The sequence below is a fragment of the Vibrio sp. 10N.247.310.17 genome (assembly GCF_041466605.1).
Lineage (GTDB): Bacteria > Pseudomonadota > Gammaproteobacteria > Enterobacterales > Vibrionaceae > Vibrio > Vibrio tasmaniensis_A.
In genome coordinates this window covers 115,841-134,277 of sequence record NZ_JBFSTC010000001.1, presented here as the reverse complement: position 1 = coordinate 134,277, position 18,437 = coordinate 115,841, and the positions used below count along the sequence as shown (strand labels likewise).

Below are 18,437 nucleotides of genomic sequence, written 5' to 3'. Positions count from 1 at the left end.
GAGAGTTCCATTATGCGTAAATCACTTTTAACTCTTGGCCTACTTGCAGCAGCTTCTGCTCCAGTAATGGCGGCTGATTATTCTGACGGCGACATCCACAAGAACGATTACAAGTTCCTACAATTTAACTTGATGGGTGCTTTTAATGAAAAAGGTGTTTCTGAGTCGACTCATGATTACCTAGAGATGGAATTTGGTGGTCGCAATGGTATTTTCGATCTTTACGGCTACGTTGATGTATTTAACCTGACGTCAGACTCAAGCAGCGATAAAGCAAAATCTGAAAAGATGTTCATGAAATTTGCGCCTCGTATGTCTATCGATGGCCTAACTGGCACTGATCTTTCTTTTGGTCCAGTACAAGAACTTTACGTTGCTACGCTTATGGAATGGGGCGGAGGTGGCGCTACTAACTGTAACTCTACAGGCTGTATTGATGGTAGTCCTGGTGTAAATACTCAAAAAATTGGTCTTGGTTCTGATGTAATGGTTCCATGGTTCGGTAAAATGGGATTAAACCTTTACGGAACATACGATTCAAACAAGAAAGATTGGAACGGCTTCCAACTCTCTACTAACTGGTTCAAACCATTCCACTTCTTCGAGAACGGTTCTTTTATCTCTTACCAAGGTTACATCGATTACCAATTCGGGATGGATGAAGGCAAAGGTTACGCAACATCAAGCCATGGCGGCGCAATGTTCAATGGTCTTTACTGGCACTCTGATCAGTTCGCAGTTGGTTACGGCCTAAAACTTTACAGCGATGTATACGGTTTTGCTGACGGTGAAGGTCTTCCATGGAACTCAGCTTCAAAAGCTGAATCTTCTGGCGTAGGTCACTACGTTGCAGTAACTTACAAGTTCTAATCAAACTTCTAAGAAAGTTTCCAAAATGGCACCCTCGGGTGCCATTTTTTATTGCTTTCATTTAATGCCTCGCTATCCTTGCAGCACCACTTTTTTATATCGGTATTGCTGTGAACATCACTATTGTTGGCCCTGGGGCTATCGGCTCTTTATGGGCAATAAAACTGCTTCAAGCTGGTCATAATGTGGCTTTGTGGAGTCGTTCCACGGATCACTCAATTGACTTATCACTTGATGGACAAGCTTCACTTTCCTTCAGTAACAACAATATCGAAAAGCTATCAGCGAGCGATTTAGTGATCTTCACAGTCAAAGCTTGGCAAGTAGAAGAAGCCACCACTCCGTTACTTCAGTATCTAGACTCTGACACCATTCTCATGTTCATGCACAACGGTATGGGGGCGGTCGCTCAGATAGCAACTCAAATTGATGCTCACCCGATAGTATTGGCAACCACGACCCAAGCTGCATTCAAACCTGATCGTAATAGTGTATCTCACACAGGAATCGGCCAAACTCAATTGGGTGCTTTTAACCTCAAGGGTCAACAGTGCACTTTTTTGGTTGATGTGTTGGAACACGCCCTACCGAGCGTAAATTGGAATCCAGAAATAACAACGGCGCTGTGGGCTAAACTCGCCATCAATTGTGCGATCAACCCACTGACTGGGCTGGAACAAATCAAAAATGGAGAGCTTGCTGACCAAAGGTTTAACGAAGTTCTGAGTTCTATAGTTAAAGAACTCACGCAAGTGATGCAGGCGGAAGGCATTAATTGTTCATTCGACAAATTAGAAACAAGCGTAAAACACGTTATTCAAGCGACAGCAAAAAACAATTCATCCATGAAGCAAGATATGTTTTACCAACGTAAGACAGAGATCGACTTCATTACCGGACACCTAATAAAGACAGCACTCAAACATCAGATAGAAGTTCCTGTTAACCAAAAGCTGTTTACGCAGGTTAAAGAACGAGAAAATAGCTGGAATCATCAAGATTAGTCAGCAACGATTAACAAGTCGCGATAAAATAACGATACCGCTCAGCATAACGCTAGCAACAATTTCCAAGATTTTAGGTAAGAATAGATGCTTGATATCAATCACATCCGAGAGCAGTTTCCTGCGCTATCACAAACCATCAATCAACAACCGTTGATTTATTTAGACAGCGCGGCAACGACACAAAAACCTCAGGTGGTTATTGATGCCATTAGCCAATACTACTCCAAACAAAATGCCAATGTTCACCGTGGTAGTCATAGCTTAACAGCCAACGCGACCAGTCAATTTGAAGCCGCCAGAGATAAGGTCGCTCAGTTTATCGGCGCAAGCTCTTCAAAAGAGATTATTTGGACTCGCGGCGCAACCGAAGCACTTAACCTGATCGCACAAACTTACGCAAGAAGCACGCTTCAACCTGGCGATGAGATCTTAGTCAGTGAAATGGAACATCACGCCAACATCGTGCCTTGGCAAATTGTGGCTGAACAAACGGGTGCTAAAGTCGTGAAAGTACCAATGACATCAGATTGTGACTTTGACGTTGTTGCGTTTGACGCCCTTTTGAATGAACGAACTAAGATTGTTGCTCTGGCTCAGATAACCAATGTTACGGGTTCTCGCCAGCCCATTAAACAAGTTATCGAGAAAGCCCACAAGAAGAATGCGATTGTTGTGGTCGATGGCGCGCAAGGTATCGTTCATGAGCCCGTTGATGTTGCTGCTTTAGGGGCGGATTTCTACGTTTTCTCAGGACACAAGCTCTACGCCCCTGCAGGCATCGGTGTACTTTACGGCAAGCTAGAATTGCTCCAAGCGATGCCCCCTTGGCATGGCGGTGGCAAAATGGTTGAGCGCGTGTCTTTCTCTGGCACTACATTTTCTGAACTGCCGGGGAAGTTTGAAGCGGGCACGCCAAATGTAGCGGGAGCGATAGCATTAAGTACCGCAATAGAATGGTTAAGTGGTTTTGCTCAGCGAGATGTCGAAAATCATATCCACCAGCTACAGCACGAGACTTATCTTGCACTCAGTAAACTGGATGATATTCAGGTATTGGGTTATCAACCCAACGCGAGTGTGATTACTTTTGTGATGGACGGTGTTCACCATCAAGATATTGCTACTCTGCTGGATCAGCAAGGTATCGCAGTACGTGCTGGACACCACTGTGCTCACCCATTAATGGATGCACTTAATGTGAAAGGAACGGTTCGTATTTCATTTGGTATTTATAACAATCTAGATGATGTTGAAAAGCTCGTAGCGGCGATAGAAAAAGCCGTTGATATGCTGTAGCGAGTAGCGAGTAGCGAGTAGCGAGTAGCGAGTAGCGAGTAGCGAGTAGCGAGTAGCGAAATTATGTAGGGTTGGCGTTTAGCGTCAACCCTTTTTGTTTCTGTGTATCTAAGAAATGTTAAGCACTTAGCTCTTGGATTTGAGCAACAATCGCTTTTAATCCATTGCCGCGAGATGGGCTTAGATGGGTAATTAAACCGATTTGTTCAAAGTATCCATCGATATCGAACGCTTGAATCTGCTCTGATGTTTTTCCATCATACGCAGCCATCACTAATGCAATCAGACCGCGAACGATACGCGCATCAGAATCAGCACAAAAGCGCCAAACACCGTCGATATTTTGAGAAACCAACCACACTTGGCTTTCACAACCAGATACAATCACCTGTTCACTTTTCAGTTCATCAGGCATCGTTGGCAGTATCTTGCCCCATTGAATCACCTGGCGATAACGGTCTTCCCAACCGCTGAATGTCTGCATCTTCGCGACAATATCATCACTGGTAATTTCAGTGCTGAATGGAGAGCTTGGGAATGTGGTCATTTTAATATCCAGTCGATTATTAATTGAATAGAAGACGTTACTTAGTATGCTTTTGAATGATCTTTTCTACGATACGCGAAACAGCCACAAAACCAAAAGTCGCGGTTACCACTGTCGCGGCACCAAAACCCGTCGCGCAATCCATACGTTTTGGACCTTCTGCGGTCGCTTTCGCAGCACATACACTGCCGTCGGCTTGAGGGTATTTAAGTTGCTCAGTCGAGAACACACAATCGATACCAAACTTACGCGCAGGGTTCTTAGGGAAATTATGATGACGACGCAATGTGTCTTTCAATTTCTTCGCTAACGGATCTTGAATCGTTTTAGTCAGATCAGCCACTTTAATTTGAGTCGGGTCAACTTGCCCACCCGCGCCACCCGTAGTGATCACTTTGATTTTGTTGCTACGGCAATACGCCAACAACGAAGCCTTAGCTTTCATGCTATCAATCGCATCGAGCACAAAGTCGAACTCTTTCGATAGGTATTCAGCCTGATTATCAGGACCAATAAAGTCGTCGATCAGGTTCACTTTACACTCAGGGTTAATCAGCTTAACGCGCTCTGCCATCACTTCGATTTTACTCTTACCAACCGTGCCCGACATTGCGTGGATTTGACGGTTAATGTTCGTCACGCACACATCATCCATATCGATCAATGTCAGCTCACCTAAACCAGTACGAGCAAGCGCTTCAACCGCCCATGAACCGACACCGCCAATACCGATCACACACACGTGTGCTGCTCTAAGTATATCTACTTCACTATTGCCATACAGGCGACGAGTGCCACCAAATCGTTGGTCATAGTTTTCTGAAGCTGGAGTGGTCAATTCACGCATTGTTGCCGCCAATTTATTTCTGAGAAAAAGAAAAGAGTGCGTTTTATACGCACTCTTGAATTAAAAGTCTAGGGGATTAGCGATTCGCTTTCAATGCCCCATTTTATTATTGTTTACTCGACCTTTTCAGGAGGCAAAGCCCAAGGCGCTTCGGTTGCGCTGCCATCTAGACCCAGCTTCCACACCCGACCAAAATGCTTGTAATGACCCGCTTCAGTTCCTGCTCGTGGGCCCATACCATGGTAGAGGTCCAAATGATTTTGCTTAACCGCACCACCGGTATCTAAAACCAATAGTAGTCTTAGTTGGTGCGCGCCGCTCCAAGTACCATCAGCATTCAGTAACGGAACCTCAGCCAGGATAGGTGTTCCCATTGGTAAGATAGAGCGATCGCCCGCTACCGCCGCCATCGGTAATAGAGGAATGCCAGCGCTACCCATTACGGATAGATCATCTCTCGCGCTAAAGAAGACGAAAGATGGGTTTTGCTCAAGCAGCTCTTTTACCACTTCAGGATCGTTCGCCAATACCCACTCTTTGATTGCTTTCAGTGACATTTTTTCGCGTGGCACTAAACCTCTTTCGATCAAAACACGACCAATACTCACGTAAGCTTTATTGTTCTTACCCGCGTATGCAAAATACTGCAGCGTGTCATCATCTCCGAAATGCACAAAGCCGCTGCCCTGTACTTCCATCATAAATGGGTCGATACGGTTTGCTGAATAACCTAACTCAAGACCTTGGCCTTCTAATGCACCGTTGTAGATCTCTTCGCGTGTTGGACACTCTTTATCACACTCTGGAAGCCCATAAACAGGGAATCGGTATTCTTCGTTTGCTTCATGTCGCAGTTCCATTACAGGAGAAAAGTAACCCGTGAATAAAACATTACCTTGTTTATCACCACCACCTAATTGAGCAGTTTGAACACCAAAATTCGCTAGCTCGCTCGGCTCTCCACTCAGCACCGCCCATTCATTGAGTTGCTGATAAAGCGGCTCATAGATTTTAGCCATCGAAGGGGATTTAGAAACCACCATCTCAGCTTGCTCTGCAAATGCGGTGAAGTCTCTTGGTTTATTAGATTCAACCAAATCGACCTTATTTAAGGTCCGGGGAAATTCACCGTCAAGGTGTTGTTGGGCAAGATCAGTGGGTTGAGCACAGCCAAATAAGAAAGAGGCAGCAACAAGGGGAAGCCATTTTTTAATCACAAGAGTCATCCTAAATATTCTATGCATCGAGGATGACAAAAACGATCAGATAACACAATCTTAGATTGTAAATGTTTACAATAATACCAATCACAGTAAGTAAGTGTTCAAAAATAGCGTAGGAAAAAATCTTGAGAACAAGGCAGCTCTTCTCGATAAGAAGTTTCGATAAGTAGTTATTCTACAATCAAAAATTCTAACGAAGTTATCGAGGTTTTTAACAAGCTAGGGTGACCAGTTATTTACTACGATTGGTATAAGATAACCTATCGAACTGAGTTATCGATATAACCTTTAAGGCGAAAGACTGGATTATAGTGATTATCCGATACAAGCATCATTTCTGTTTTATCAGAATTCGTTAGGCGAAAGTGATACGTTTTATTACCTGCCTTATATTCGAAGTACTTGCCATCAAAATCAAAATGAGTCGACACAACAGAGCCTCGCACTGACACACCATTTTCACTCAGCACAAACTCGTCCGCAGCATAACGAGCGACATCTTGCTCGACCCAAGTTCCATATATTTGACTATTAGGTGTTATCGCATCTTGCACTCTATAAAACACATCGGCGAACAAGGAAGCGACGGCAAACGAACCCACCAAAGCTAAAACCATTAAACTGCGTTCAATGAGCTTACGTCTCAATTTAGGTTTGTTGCGTTGCTCTGCTCCACTGTAGAGACCTTTTGCGATCTCATCAATCTTACTCTTTCTTACTGGATTTTTTTGCATTCGTTTACGACTCATAAGGATGCTGTACGCATTGTACACTGAGACAGTTTATAAAACGAAGCCTAGATGAGAATAGTTTGCGCTTCATTCCAAAAAGTTGTTGTTCAGATTTGAATTTAAATGCTAAATTATCGAATAAATAAACAAGGAAGACTTATTCTGTGAAATTAAGAAGTACGGCGCTAGTCAAAGGCTTTAGGCAATCGACCCCTTATGTAAATGCTCACCGTGGTAAAACCATGGTGATTATGTTGGGAGGTGAAGCAGTTGCCGATAGAAACTTTGGCAACATTATCAGTGATATAGCCCTGCTTCATAGCCTTGGGGTTAAGATTGTTCTCGTTCATGGGGCAAGACCACAGATCAACCAACTGTTAGAGAAACAAGACTGCCATACGCCTTACCATAAAAATATTAGAGTCACAGATGAATATTCTTTAGGTGTTGCAATGCAGGCGGCTGGACAACTGCAACTTGCGATCACCGCTCGCCTTTCAATGAGTTTGAACAACACCCCAATGGCAGGAACTCAACTCAATGTTATGAGTGGTAACTTCATTACCGCTCAACCCTTAGGCGTCGATGATGGTACAGATTACTGCCACAGCGGACGCATTCGTCGAATAGACATCGAAGGGATCAATCGCACCCTTGACCAAGGTTCCATCGTCCTTCTTGGGCCTATTGCCAGTTCAGTCACTGGCGAAAGCTTTAACCTGCTTTCGGAAGAGGTCGCGACACAAGTTGCTATCCGTTTGAAAGCCGACAAACTGATTGGCTTTTGTTCTGAGCAAGGGGTGACTGACGAAAGCGGTAATGTACTCGCCGAACTCTTCCCTAAAGACGCCAAGCAAATTCTTGAACGCTTAACGGAATCCCAGAACCCCGCCGAAGACATGAGCACCGGAACACTGCGCTTCTTGAAAGGAGCGATCTCCGCTTGCCGAGCAGGCGTGCCTCGTTGTCACTTAATCAGCTACAAAGTCGATGGCGCATTGATCCAAGAGCTATTCTCTTTTGATGGTATTGGAACCCAAGTGGTCATGGCGAGTGCCGAACAAGTCAGACAAGCTCAGATTGATGATATCGGTGGCATCTTTGACCTCATTCGTCCACTGGAAGAACAAGGCATCTTAGTTCGTCGCTCAAGAGAGCAGTTAGAGCAAGAAGTCCATCGTTTTACCATCATCGAAAAAGACGGTCTGATCATTGGTTGCGCTGCGCTATACGCTTACCCAGAAGATCACATGGCAGAGATGGCCTGTGTCGCCATTCACCCAGACTACCGAGATGGAAACCGTGGACAGTTACTGCTGGATTACATGCGTCATCAGTCCAAATCTCGTGATATCGACCAGATCTTTGTTCTTACCACACACAGCCTTCATTGGTTCCGTGAACAGGGTTTTTATGAGATTGCTGTTGATGAATTACCAATGGAAAAACAAGGTCTGTACAACTATCAAAGGAATTCCAAGATCTTAGCGTTAAATGTGTAAATTAAATTTGGAGTAAAATCTCACTTTAATAAGGAATCTATTGCAAATGTAATCGTTTCCAATGTGATATTTATTAAATATGCACTTTCATTCACAGCCATAATTGTATAGAATTTGCACGCTTTATGAATATCGACAAGCGTTTTTATTGGAATGCCGCCGAATGTTTAATCTATGACATTCAGGCGGTCACTGCACGGATTGCTATACCCGTTAACGATCAGCATGCTAGTAGTCATTAGTCTGCTCGTTAATATAAACAGCAAAAGAGCAACATTGATATGAGAACCATTGTTTGTAACTCGCTGCAAAGTTTTTGGGATATGGCTGATAACCAATTCTTAGAAGGGTTAGACGTACACTGCGTGTTCCCTGTGAGCGAAAATCTAAAAGAGTTTATTTTGAATTGCCAACCAAAATACAAGATAAACCATATATCGTTTACTCGAGCGTTTTTGGGTACTGATTCCTGATAACGTTCAGAGCAACCACGGATGGTTGCTTTGTGTATACGGTTTACCCTGCTATTTCGTAGTTTTACTTCCAGCTGCACCTCCACTAAAACCACTGACCGTCAGTTAGTTAATCGACTTCCTAAACCACTCACTCGCTCTGTTTTTACCTTAATACCACGCTTCAATACATTGGTATCACTGAACATCATCAGTCGTTTCTTAGCACGTGTAATACCCGTATAGATAAGTTCTCGCGTTAAAATAGGGCTGAAGTCTGGCGGTAAGATCATTAAGGTCAGATCAAATTCACTGCCTTGAGATTTGTGTATCGTCATTGCATACGCGGTTTCATGATCAGGCACTCGACTTGGTAGTACAGCTTTTACACTGCCATCGGGCAATTCAAAGTACACCTTTAATCGAGGGGCTGAGTTATCATCAATTGAAGAAGAGCTACTTACATCAGCCTCAAGCATACAGATACCAATATCACCATTGTATAAACCTAAGCCATGATCATTGCGCGTTACCATTACTGGTCGCCCGTGATACCACAATTCATCGTTGTGCGGATTCACCAAGCGTCTTGCGGCAAGTGCCCTTTCGATTCTGTGGTTGAGGCCTTTAACACCAAAGTCACCTTCGCGAATGGAACACAGCAACCGACACTGGCTGAACAAATCGAGAACCGATTTCGCTCTCGCTTCTTGAGTTTCTAGCTCTTCCAATGGCACATTCATTCGGTTCAGATACGCACCATATTCATTAACTAAAGTACGTAGCATCAAGTTATAGCTGTCACTCGACAAGGGATGGTTTTCGATGTCATCAAACCCTTTCGCAAAGACTTGGTCTACTTGACTCGCCGAGCCATTATTGATCGCTTTTGCCAACTGCCCGATACCTGAACGCGCATCGAAACGATAACTCTTCTGCAGCATACACAAGCTGTCTGCAATCGCAGGCGGATTTACAGATACTGCTTTAACCTGCCTTGGTTTGGCTATCGAGTCAAAGCCTGTCATTTCCGCAATCAAGTTACCTTGCGCAGTGCTGTAGCCTGTTGAATTAAACGAGCAGATATCACCCAACACGGCACCAGCTTCTACTGAAGCGAGCTGGTCTTTATCACCCAACAAGATAAGCCTTGCGTGCTCAGGAAGTGCATCCACCAGCTTATACATCATCGACAGATCAACCATAGAAGCTTCATCCACCACCAAGATATCAAGGTGAAGTGGATTGCGTCGGTTATGTCTAAATTCCGCTCGATTAGGAATAGCGCCGAGCAGCCTATGCAAGGTGCTCGATTCCGTCGGTATGTTGGCTTTTACTTCAGGAGCTAGAGGCAATTGCTCAATCGCTTTACCAATCGACTCAGTTAAACGCGCCGCCGCTTTACCTGTCGGAGCCACCAGCTTGATCGTCGGTATTTTACCTTGGCTGAGTGATTGCTCGACCATCGCCGACAGCAACTTAGTTACCGTGGTCGTTTTACCGGTACCCGGCCCACCAGAAATCACCGCGAAGCGACGACTTAACGCCACCGCTGCCGCTACTTTTTGCCAGTTCAAACAGACAGATAACGGCACTAGACTATCCAGCACATCTAAATCGGTCACTTGTTTGGCTTGAACAATCGCTTGATCGATAGAACCCCAATCCAAAGCCTGTTCATCGACGATATCTAGATGGTCACACACTAACTGCTGACGTAATACCTGAGAGGTTTGTTGGTTTGCTTCAGCCTTGGTTAAGGCATTAAACAGGAAGTGATAACTGCGTGCAAAAAGCTGATTGAGCGTCTCAGTCAGTGCTTTTTTCTGCTCAATATTGAACTCTACTGGCTTACTTAAACGGTTTAGAGTTTCAGCCAACACAACTTCGTAGTTCCAATAACGCTGTAAGTAGACACGCTGCCCATCAAACATCAGCGGCTTAACGCAGTCATTAGTTGTTCCAACTAGGTTAGATGATTGCAGAACAGTCACCCAATCAATACCCAACAGTTTTTGGTTCAATTGCAGTGCCGTTTCACCGTACAAACCAAGCAACTGGGCTAGATCTGTCGTTTGTTCAGGGCCTGCCTTATGCTGCTGTATAAGCTGAGTACAAATATGCCCCTTGCCTAATTCATGGCTTACAACGCCAGCTAGAAACCCGATCTCTTGAGAATGACTCGTCGCTTGCTGAGCAATAAAACGGGCAAATTGATAATCCAACTGACGAATTGAACCTTTGTCCGCTAGGAACTTTAATACATTCATGAGCTGCTCAGGGATAAGTGAAACTGGCTTTACAGAGTTCGCTGTTTCCATATTAGTGGTCGTTGTTGTCATTATAAAGCCCCATCTGTCCAGTTTCATTGTCATTCAATTGTGCTGAACGTCTGTCTATCACTTTACCGTCAATCAATTGATCCATTTCATCGAGCAAAGCCAATGTAGGTTTCGCCGAGAAAATACCTTGTTGAGATTGGCCGTCCATTCCTCTTAAAAACAAGTAATAGACCCCACCAAAGTGCTGATCATAGCTGTAATCCGCAACGCGGCTGCGTAAGAAGCGGTGCAATGCCAACGCATAGATTTGATATTGCAGATCATAACGGTGGTCGGCCATCGCCGATTTCAATGCCTCACCATGGTAGACGGCAACATCATCACCTAAATGATTCGATTTCCAGTCGAGCACATAGTATTTACCTTGGTGCTCGAACACTAAATCGATGAAGCCTTTCAGCATGCCTTGTACTGTTTGGAAACCTAAGTCGCCCGCTTTAGCCGATAACGGATCGTGATATTGAATGGTTTCATTCAGCTCAGATGCGGCCAACACTTCGATCGGCAACAAGAACTCCATTTCGACTAATCGTTGAGTCGAGTCTTTCTCACTCAGCTTTAGATTTTTGCCATCCAATGCGGTATTAAGAACGGTATCGACCAGTTGTTGAAGCACAGGTAGCCACTCTAACTCGTATTGCTCTGACTCTAATAAGTGAGTAATTACTTGCGTGTTATGTTCGCTGGTTGCTGGCTCAGTAAATTCAACATCCTCAAATAAGGTGTGCAAGAAAGTACCAGGGCGAGCGCCACGAGGGAACGTGAATATAGAACGTTCAGGTTCAATCAATTCCGACTCGTCTTGTTCATCAGCCGAATCAATATCAAAACCTGACACCTCAATCGTCGCATCATGGTTTGCGCCGTGACTGCCTTGTTTTACAAGCCCCGAGTAACTGGTGATTCGCCAAGCTCGGTCAATTGAAGCTTTAAGTTCACTAGCCTGTAAGTCGTCACTCACTTGATCTGTTTGTACAAACACTTGCTCGTGAGCGGTTGGTGTTTCAGACAGTAATACGCTTGAATTCTTACTCTCAATCGCTGACAAAGCTTGATTCAACTCAGCGATGCCTTGCTCTTGTCCGTTTTGAACCAAGTAGCCCATCGCACTCAAATGCACGCCCGTCGGTTCTTTGGTTGAACGCCCTTTACGCAGTGGCGCCATGCCAATGAAACAACCGTAAACGGCACGAGTCAGCGCTACATAAATCAAGCGTAGGTCTTCCGCCAGTCGCTCTTTATCGGCTTGTGCTAAGGCACTGTCACTGCCTGTGATATCAAGTACTGTGGTATCTGAATCATGATCGTAGAACTTGCCTTCGCTCGCTTCACGGTAGCTCGCTACAAACGGCAAAAATACAAGGTCATATTCCAAGCCTTTCGACTTATGAATGGTAACGATTTGAACCAAGTTTCTCTCTGATTCAAGGCGTTGAATGTCGTCTTCACAGCCCCCTAAACCATTTTGCGCATCGGATATCGCTTCTGCCAGCCAACGCAACAAGCCATAGTCGCTGTCGAGTTCTTGTCTTGCTTGTTGCAACAGTTCGCCAATGTGCATCAAATCAGTGAGTGAGCGCTCACCATTTTCTTCTTCTAGTAAGCGTTCCGCGAGGTGCCTTTTACTGATCACGCTGCGAAGCATTGGTAATACGCCACGTTGCAGCCACAACTTACGATATTCTCGGAATTCGTTAACGACATTTTCCCAAACCACTTCATCGTTGTTGAGTTCATCCAATGATGCGGCATCCAAAGCAAACAACTCTGACGCTAAACTCGCACGCAATGCACGGTCATTTTCAGGCGTCAGCACCGCTTGCAGTAGGCGTTGAATGTCTTGTGCGACCAAGCTGGTGAACACGCTATCTCGGTTAGACAAATACACGCTCGCAATGCCTTGTTCCGACAACGCATTTTTAATTAGGCGACCTTCACTACCAGTTCGAACCAAGACAGCAATATCACCTGCATTCACGGCATGTTGTTTTTTACCGTTATCAAAATAAGCTTGCTCGTTTTGAGAAGCGGTCAAAATGGTTTGAATTTGACTCGCCGTCGCCTCAGCCATTGCTTTGTGATATTCGCCTTTCGGTAAGGGCTTGTCTTCCGCTTCTTGTAGCCAAAAGGTCAGTGCATGCTGGGTTTCTCCGTTCATCACCCATTGGCGTTTGTCGGCCGATGGGCTGGCTGCGACGGGAAAAAATGGAATGTCTTGGTCGTAGATAAACGGACTGTCCGAATTCATAAACACTTGGTTTACTGCACTGACCATATCAGCACTCGAACGCCAGTTAGTCCCTAAAGTGTAGTGAGCACTAACTTGGTTTCTCGCCTTGATATAGGTAAAGATATCCGCGCCACGGAAGCCATAGATAGCCTGCTTCGGGTCGCCGATCATAAACAGACCGCATTGCGGGTTATCGAGATAGATTCGGCTAAAAATACTGTATTGCAGCGGATCGGTATCTTGGAATTCATCGATCATCGCCACTGGGTATAAGGTGCGGATTCTCTCCACCAGCAATGATTGCTCATCCACATCAATGGACGCGGATAACTGAGTCAACAAATCATCAAACGATAACCACTGCTTTTGCTGTTTAGCTTTGGCTAACATGGTTCGGCAATGGGTAATGGCATGCGCCAGCAATGGAGCTTTTAGATCTGCTGGAGAATTTAAGAAGTCCTCAATCGCTTCGAAAACGGCGTGCTGAGGTGCTGTGCCTTTCGGTGTTTTTTCAATTAGAGTGGCTTGAGAGAACTTCTCTAGTTTATCTGGGAACTGGTAATCATGAGTGTCGCTCTGCGCCCATGCTGTGACGGCTTCTAACCAAGTCGGCAAAGACTTCTTGGTGTAGCTGCGCTTGTTCACATCTGAACTTGAGATCAAAGCCAAAAAGTCCGCTTCAGATTCACACCACAACGCCTTAAGTTGCTTCACTTTATCTAGGTTTTGATTGTGCAGTGTTTGTAAGTCACCCGACATTGCTTCCACGGTTAGCTTTAGTGGAGAACCCGTCAGGTAGCGATTTACTTCAGCCAATAACGAAGCGGGAGATCCCCAAATATTTCGCACTTCGCCAGCCAATTGAATTGGCAGCGGGTAAAACTGCTTACGCCAATAGTCGGCTACCACTTGCGCTTTCAGATGGCTTTCATCGGTCACAAATTCATTATCAAAGCGGCTTCCTGACTCGAAGGCATTTTGAGTCAACATTCGCTGACAGAAACCGTGAATGGTGTAGACCGCTGCTTCATCCATTTGTCTTTCAGCGTTAAGAAGAGTTTTTGCCGCGCCAGCATGATCATCGATTGCTTGTAACAAAGGCGCAATCACTGGGTCGTCACTTTGCCCACGTGCAAACGCAATACGTGCATCGTGGATTCGAGCACGGATACGGTCTCGCAGCTCAGCCGTTGCCGCTTCAGTAAAGGTCACCACCAGAATTTGGTCTACGGTTAGCGGCTCATGGTGTCGAGTGGCTTCAGTCAGATCGCCTTGCGGTGCAGCCGTGCCGTGCCCGAGCAGTAGGCGCAAGTACAAGCCAGCGATGGTAAATGTTTTACCCGTACCCGCTGATGCTTCAATTAAACGCGCGCCATGAAGTGGAAACGTCATGGTATCGAGTGTTTTTGGAGCGATTACCTGAACACTGCTTGTGGTCGTCATGCCTTACTGCCTTTTGATAGATGAGTCTGTTAAAAATGTGACTATTGCTATAAATGTGACCTAGCGTGGAAAACGTCATTCAATTTACGTCCTACGCTGATTTGTTAATAGTTAGTGCGATCTCTCTCACGGATCAATTCAGATCGCCTCGCTACTATGCGCCCACGAGTTCAGGAGCGCGATTCGAGTTTTATACTCATGCGTTACTTTGAACCACAGAATAATGGTCCCTCTGACCTGTGGCCGTACAGCGAACGCCCTACACTAATAATGATTTACTGGCGGCCACTTTATTTCCTGTACTTTGCTTCTCTTCACCTTGAAAGCAGGTATCCCAAATGCTGACCAGCGACTCTCTTTCGTTTTTCATTAATTCAGCGCACTCGCTATTGATCTTGTCGATCACAACCACTTACTCCTGATCTTCCAGATCGGCAGCAGCCAACCTTGCCGCCTGTAACACAAGCGTTGAATACATCCGTGACTCAACAGCCAGCTCATCGTCCCACTTAGGCCAAATACGTGAGATGTAAGTATCTCTCCCCTCACCCGTAAAGGCGAAGCTGTCATTAAAGGTATCGGCCATTTTCTTGAGCGACTTTTCTTCGTCATCGACCCACTTACCACGGCTAAAGCCCGCTTCAACACCAGCCAATGCGGTTTTCGGGAAATAAGGCAATGGTGCAGTCATGCCTTGATAAAACAGTCGCACTAATTCAGCCAACAAGCTCTTCACCTGCTGCGCATCGCCGATAGGCTGTAGCGTCTGGTGAACAACGCCCTCTTTTCTGTCATAGCCAATAATATGGGTCGTTTTCCCGTGTCCCATCACTGCGCAACATAAATGATCGATCCATGCTGCTAAGTAATCTTGAGAGCGTATTTTGCCGCTACGGAAACGCACTAGACCTGATTGATAGTTTTGAGTTAACCAACCCATCAAGCGAACAGGTTTGCCTTCGCCTAACACATCAAATTCGATATTCACTTCGAGATCTTGCTGCGGTGATCCACTCACAAATCGAATCTCTTTGGCTAAGTCTTCCGCTTGCACACGGTTGGTTTCAAATTCGATATCACCAAAGGCGCCAACCGGTAATCGGCCCTGTGCTTTTTGCTCAGAGACAAACAATCGAACGGCTTCGTCTGCGCCTTCAGGGTGGTCCAGTAACACTTGTAGCAAAGCATCCTTAAGTTGGAAGCTCTCTAAACCATTAAGTACAAATGGCTCATCATCTTCCATCACAGGAAGTGGCGGCTCAAATACCACTTTTAGGCGGCGATTAAAGAAGTACTGCACTGGTAAACGCCAAAAACGCTGTAACTCAACCAAATCGAGTTCTAACGGGTACGTCGCACCCAACAAATACTCATCTAAGGCGCGATTAAATTCACCACTGCGTTCACCGGAACGGTTAGCCGCTGGAAGCCACTCTTTGGCGTAACTCAGCACATGGCTTGCATCACCTTGAGTAAAGGCTGTTGGGCTAAACGGTGTCATGGTGTGTTCAAAGCTGATCGCTTGAGTCAGGTTGATGCCTGAGTCATCACTTGGTAAGGCTTGGTCGTCACTCAAACAGTAGTTCTGTTGGCAGTATTCAATCAACTCTGAAACCAATACCGACGGCACTCGCTCAGTATTATCTTGAATCGAACGGCCGACATAGCTGATGTACAAGCACTCTTGTGCTGACAACATCGCTTCTAAGAATAGATAACGGTCATCATCACGACGAGAACGATCACCTGGACGAGTGCGCCCGTTCATCAAATCAAAACCTTCTGGCGGCATTGAGCGAGGGTAAACACCATCGTTCATTCCCAATAGACAAACGGTTTTGAAAGGAATAGAACGCATCGGCATCAAGGTACAAAAGTTAACTTGGCCTGCTAAAAAACGCTGACTAATACGCGCGCCAGATAACTTATTATTGAGGTATTGGTAGATAATGCTTGGTGACAGTTCTTGTTCATACAAGGCATCATCAAGCTGTTCATTCAGTTGCGAAAGTGCATCACGAATCGATTTGAGCACCACCTCGCCTTCCAGCTCAACCGCAAAGAAATCATCAATCATTTGCAGCAAGGTTTCACGCCAACTATCGATAGATTGAGTCTCAGTAAGGCGTTGACGGTAATGAGCGATACGATCGATAAAGTGAGCTAACTTACCTGCAAGTTCGGCGTTAATGCCTTGAACTTCGTTATAAGCGGCAATTGGAGAGTGTTCAGTTTCAAATAAACCTGCAGAGTCCGACATCGCATATCCTAATAACATGCGCTGAATGCCGAATAGCCAAGTGTTTTGCTCGGTCGCAGGTAGATCAAATTCTGTCGCCGTTGAAGCATCGACACCCCAACGGATACCCGCTTCTTCAACCCATTGCTTGGCTTGCTCGAATTGAAACTCGTCAATACCAAAGCGTGCCATCATCGCAGGAATTTCTAACAGCTCTAGCAACTCAGAGGCTAAACAGCGCGTGTTCGGTAGCGCGATCAATTGCATGAAAGCGGTCAGAATTGGGCTTTCTTGGTCTGCGGTTCTATCAGAGATCGAGTAAGGGATATAACGCTCACCCGGAGCATTACCAAATACCGCCTGAATCGCTGGGCTATAAGCATTAATATCAGACACCATTACGATGATATCGCGTGGTTTTAATGTCGGATCGGCATCAAACATCGCCAACAGCTGATCATGAAGGACTTCAACCTCACGCATTGGGCTATGACAAGCGTGTACCGTCAACGAGCGATCGCCAAGCTCAACCACCTGTTTATGGTTGCTGGAATCTAAGATGTGATCGTCTTGATGCTCTTCTAACTGGAGAATATCGGCTTGCAGTTGATGAAGCAGGTTATCCCTCTCAACATCAATAAAGAACTCATGCTCTTCGCTGTCTGATTGAGATAGCAAGAACAGGTTATCTCTGCCTAGCTTACCCATAGATGCGAGTAAGCTATTACCGACCGCTTGGCTGGTATGCAGTTCGTCTTCAACGTTGGCTTCAATGCCATCTTTCAATGGTGATACTTCGCCTTCTAGTTGAGGTAAACCATCAACCAACGCAAACTGCTTACGACGCTGGGCTTCAACTCTTGCCAAATATTTACGGTCTCGAATATCGCCCCAGTAATGTTGGCAAGGGTTGGTGAACATCAAGTGCACATCAATCTGCTCACCCAAAGCTTTCAACGCATCCATGTAACGAGGAGGCAACAAAGAAATACCAAACACAAATAAGCGTTTCGGCAGATGTTGCAATTGACCTTGTTGATTGGCTAGCGCTTCAATGAAGTCGTGGTACAAATTGCCACGGTGGTATTTTGATTGGCCTTGAGACAGAGTTTGCTCATAGAGTGCTTGCCACAAAATCGGTTGCCAAGGGTGCTCTTGCTGCCCTTCATCATCGACCAATTCAGCAACGGGCTCTCCCGCTTCCCACATCGCCATCCACTCTGGTCGATACACCAAGTAACCATCGAAGATATCGGCAATTTTCTCTGCCAATTGATACAGCTTCGAATCACCCTCGTCGTTTTCAAGATAGCGTTGCAGGGGTAAGAAATCAGGGTGGTCAAGCTTAGCGGGTAGCAAACTCATCAGCTTCCACGTCATCGCTTCTTTATTAAAAGCACTGCGTTTCGGTACATCAGGAAGCACTTGGGTAAACATATCCCAAATGAAGGTTGCTGGGAGAGGAAAATCGATATTTGCTGCTACACCAAACTCTTTGGCGAGTTCCATCTTAAGCCATTGAGACATACCAGGGCTCTGAACCAAGATCTGCTCTTTTTCGAAAGGATTGGCTAAAGGGTCACTTTTGATTAAGTGAACGAGAAGGATTTTTAAAGTATCAACTTTATTGGAATGATAAACAGTAAACAAAGTGCACTCACGCTAATCTTGCCACAATATACTGCCAGATTAGCATAAGTGCCGAGTT

13 protein-coding genes are annotated in these 18,437 nt (G+C 45.4%); 5 read left to right on the top strand and 8 right to left on the bottom strand.

The genetic code is table 11. The features are described 5' to 3' along the window. Window positions 1–12: 12 nt before the first annotated feature. The 3 genes from AB6D80_RS00585 (at window position 13) to csdA (ending at window position 3,173) form a co-directional block, all read left to right on the top strand. Window positions 13–870: an outer membrane protein OmpK gene (locus AB6D80_RS00585; protein ID WP_371702538.1), complete on the top strand. Its 858-nt coding sequence runs from the start codon at window positions 13–15 to the stop codon at window positions 868–870. A 110-nt stretch (window positions 871–980) separates the two neighbouring features. After that, window positions 981–1,874 (top strand): 2-dehydropantoate 2-reductase, encoded by an 894-nt coding sequence (gene panE / locus AB6D80_RS00580; RefSeq protein WP_371702540.1) that lies wholly within the window; start codon window positions 981–983, stop codon window positions 1,872–1,874. Between the two features lie 87 nt (window positions 1,875–1,961). Next, the gene (gene csdA / locus AB6D80_RS00575) at window positions 1,962–3,173 is read left to right on the top strand and encodes a cysteine desulfurase CsdA (RefSeq protein ID WP_371702542.1); all 1,212 of its coding nucleotides are present in this window, start codon (window positions 1,962–1,964) and stop codon (window positions 3,171–3,173) included. Between the two features lie 118 nt (window positions 3,174–3,291). Here the strand turns inward: csdA and csdE are convergent, their stop codons facing one another. From csdE to AB6D80_RS00555, 4 genes are all read right to left on the bottom strand, one after another. Then, on the bottom strand, window positions 3,292–3,720 hold the full coding sequence (gene csdE, locus AB6D80_RS00570) for a cysteine desulfurase sulfur acceptor subunit CsdE (RefSeq protein ID WP_371702544.1): 429 nt from the start codon (window positions 3,718–3,720) through the stop codon (window positions 3,292–3,294). Between the two features lie 37 nt (window positions 3,721–3,757). Next, on the bottom strand, window positions 3,758–4,567 hold the full coding sequence (gene tcdA, locus AB6D80_RS00565) for a tRNA cyclic N6-threonylcarbamoyladenosine(37) synthase TcdA (protein ID WP_371702545.1): 810 nt from the start codon (window positions 4,565–4,567) through the stop codon (window positions 3,758–3,760). A 113-nt stretch (window positions 4,568–4,680) separates the two neighbouring features. Beyond that, complete coding sequence (gene mltA / locus AB6D80_RS00560) at window positions 4,681–5,793, bottom strand: murein transglycosylase A (RefSeq protein ID WP_009848359.1); 1,113 nt, start codon at window positions 5,791–5,793, stop codon at window positions 4,681–4,683. A 257-nt stretch (window positions 5,794–6,050) separates the two neighbouring features. Beyond that, window positions 6,051–6,539, bottom strand: a complete 489-nt coding sequence (locus tag AB6D80_RS00555) for a DUF2850 domain-containing protein (protein WP_017098026.1) — start codon at window positions 6,537–6,539, stop codon at window positions 6,051–6,053. 146 nt (window positions 6,540–6,685) lie between these two features. Here AB6D80_RS00555 and argA point away from each other — a divergent pair, with 146 nt between their 5' ends. Further along, the gene (argA, locus tag AB6D80_RS00550; protein WP_304568669.1) at window positions 6,686–8,023 is read left to right on the top strand and encodes an amino-acid N-acetyltransferase; all 1,338 of its coding nucleotides are present in this window, start codon (window positions 6,686–6,688) and stop codon (window positions 8,021–8,023) included. 281 nt (window positions 8,024–8,304) lie between these two features. Next, the gene (locus AB6D80_RS00545) at window positions 8,305–8,496 is read left to right on the top strand and encodes a hypothetical protein (protein ID WP_009848356.1); all 192 of its coding nucleotides are present in this window, start codon (window positions 8,305–8,307) and stop codon (window positions 8,494–8,496) included. Between the two features lie 101 nt (window positions 8,497–8,597). Here AB6D80_RS00545 and recD read toward each other — a convergent pair whose 3' ends face one another. The 4 genes from recD to recC form a co-directional block, all read right to left on the bottom strand. Then, the gene (gene recD / locus AB6D80_RS00540) at window positions 8,598–10,817 is read right to left on the bottom strand and encodes an exodeoxyribonuclease V subunit alpha (protein ID WP_372187521.1); all 2,220 of its coding nucleotides are present in this window, start codon (window positions 10,815–10,817) and stop codon (window positions 8,598–8,600) included. Further along, on the bottom strand, window positions 10,798–14,490 hold the full coding sequence (gene recB, locus AB6D80_RS00535) for an exodeoxyribonuclease V subunit beta (RefSeq protein WP_372187519.1): 3,693 nt from the start codon (window positions 14,488–14,490) through the stop codon (window positions 10,798–10,800). The genes recD and recB overlap by 20 nt, the downstream gene beginning before the upstream one ends. A gap of 259 nt (window positions 14,491–14,749) precedes the next feature. Further along, window positions 14,750–14,896, bottom strand: a complete 147-nt coding sequence (locus AB6D80_RS00530; RefSeq protein ID WP_170962724.1) for a hypothetical protein — start codon at window positions 14,894–14,896, stop codon at window positions 14,750–14,752. A 6-nt stretch (window positions 14,897–14,902) separates the two neighbouring features. Next, window positions 14,903–18,379 carry an exodeoxyribonuclease V subunit gamma gene (recC, locus tag AB6D80_RS00525; RefSeq protein ID WP_372187518.1) on the bottom strand — a complete coding sequence of 1,159 codons (3,477 nt, stop codon included), beginning with the start codon at window positions 18,377–18,379 and terminating at the stop codon, window positions 14,903–14,905. Between the last annotated feature and the right edge of the window lie 58 nt (window positions 18,380–18,437).

Excerpts from the sequence above, each read along its gene's own strand:
- AB6D80_RS00585 (WP_371702538.1), top strand. The coding sequence starts at position 13 with ATGCGTAAATCACTTTTAACTCTTGGCCTACTTGCAGCAGCTTCTGCT.
- csdA (WP_371702542.1), top strand. The coding sequence starts at position 1,962 with ATGCTTGATATCAATCACATCCGAGAGCAGTTTCCTGCGCTATCACAA.
- csdE (WP_371702544.1), bottom strand. The coding sequence starts at position 3,720 with ATGACCACATTCCCAAGCTCTCCATTCAGCACTGAAATTACCAGTGAT.
- tcdA (WP_371702545.1), bottom strand. The coding sequence starts at position 4,567 with ATGCGTGAATTGACCACTCCAGCTTCAGAAAACTATGACCAACGATTT.
- mltA (WP_009848359.1), bottom strand. The coding sequence starts at position 5,793 with ATGACTCTTGTGATTAAAAAATGGCTTCCCCTTGTTGCTGCCTCTTTC.
- AB6D80_RS00555 (WP_017098026.1), bottom strand. The coding sequence starts at position 6,539 with ATGAGTCGTAAACGAATGCAAAAAAATCCAGTAAGAAAGAGTAAGATT.
- AB6D80_RS00545 (WP_009848356.1), top strand. The coding sequence starts at position 8,305 with ATGAGAACCATTGTTTGTAACTCGCTGCAAAGTTTTTGGGATATGGCT.
- recD (WP_372187521.1), bottom strand. The coding sequence starts at position 10,817 with ATGACAACAACGACCACTAATATGGAAACAGCGAACTCTGTAAAGCCA.
- recB (WP_372187519.1), bottom strand. The coding sequence starts at position 14,490 with ATGACGACCACAAGCAGTGTTCAGGTAATCGCTCCAAAAACACTCGAT.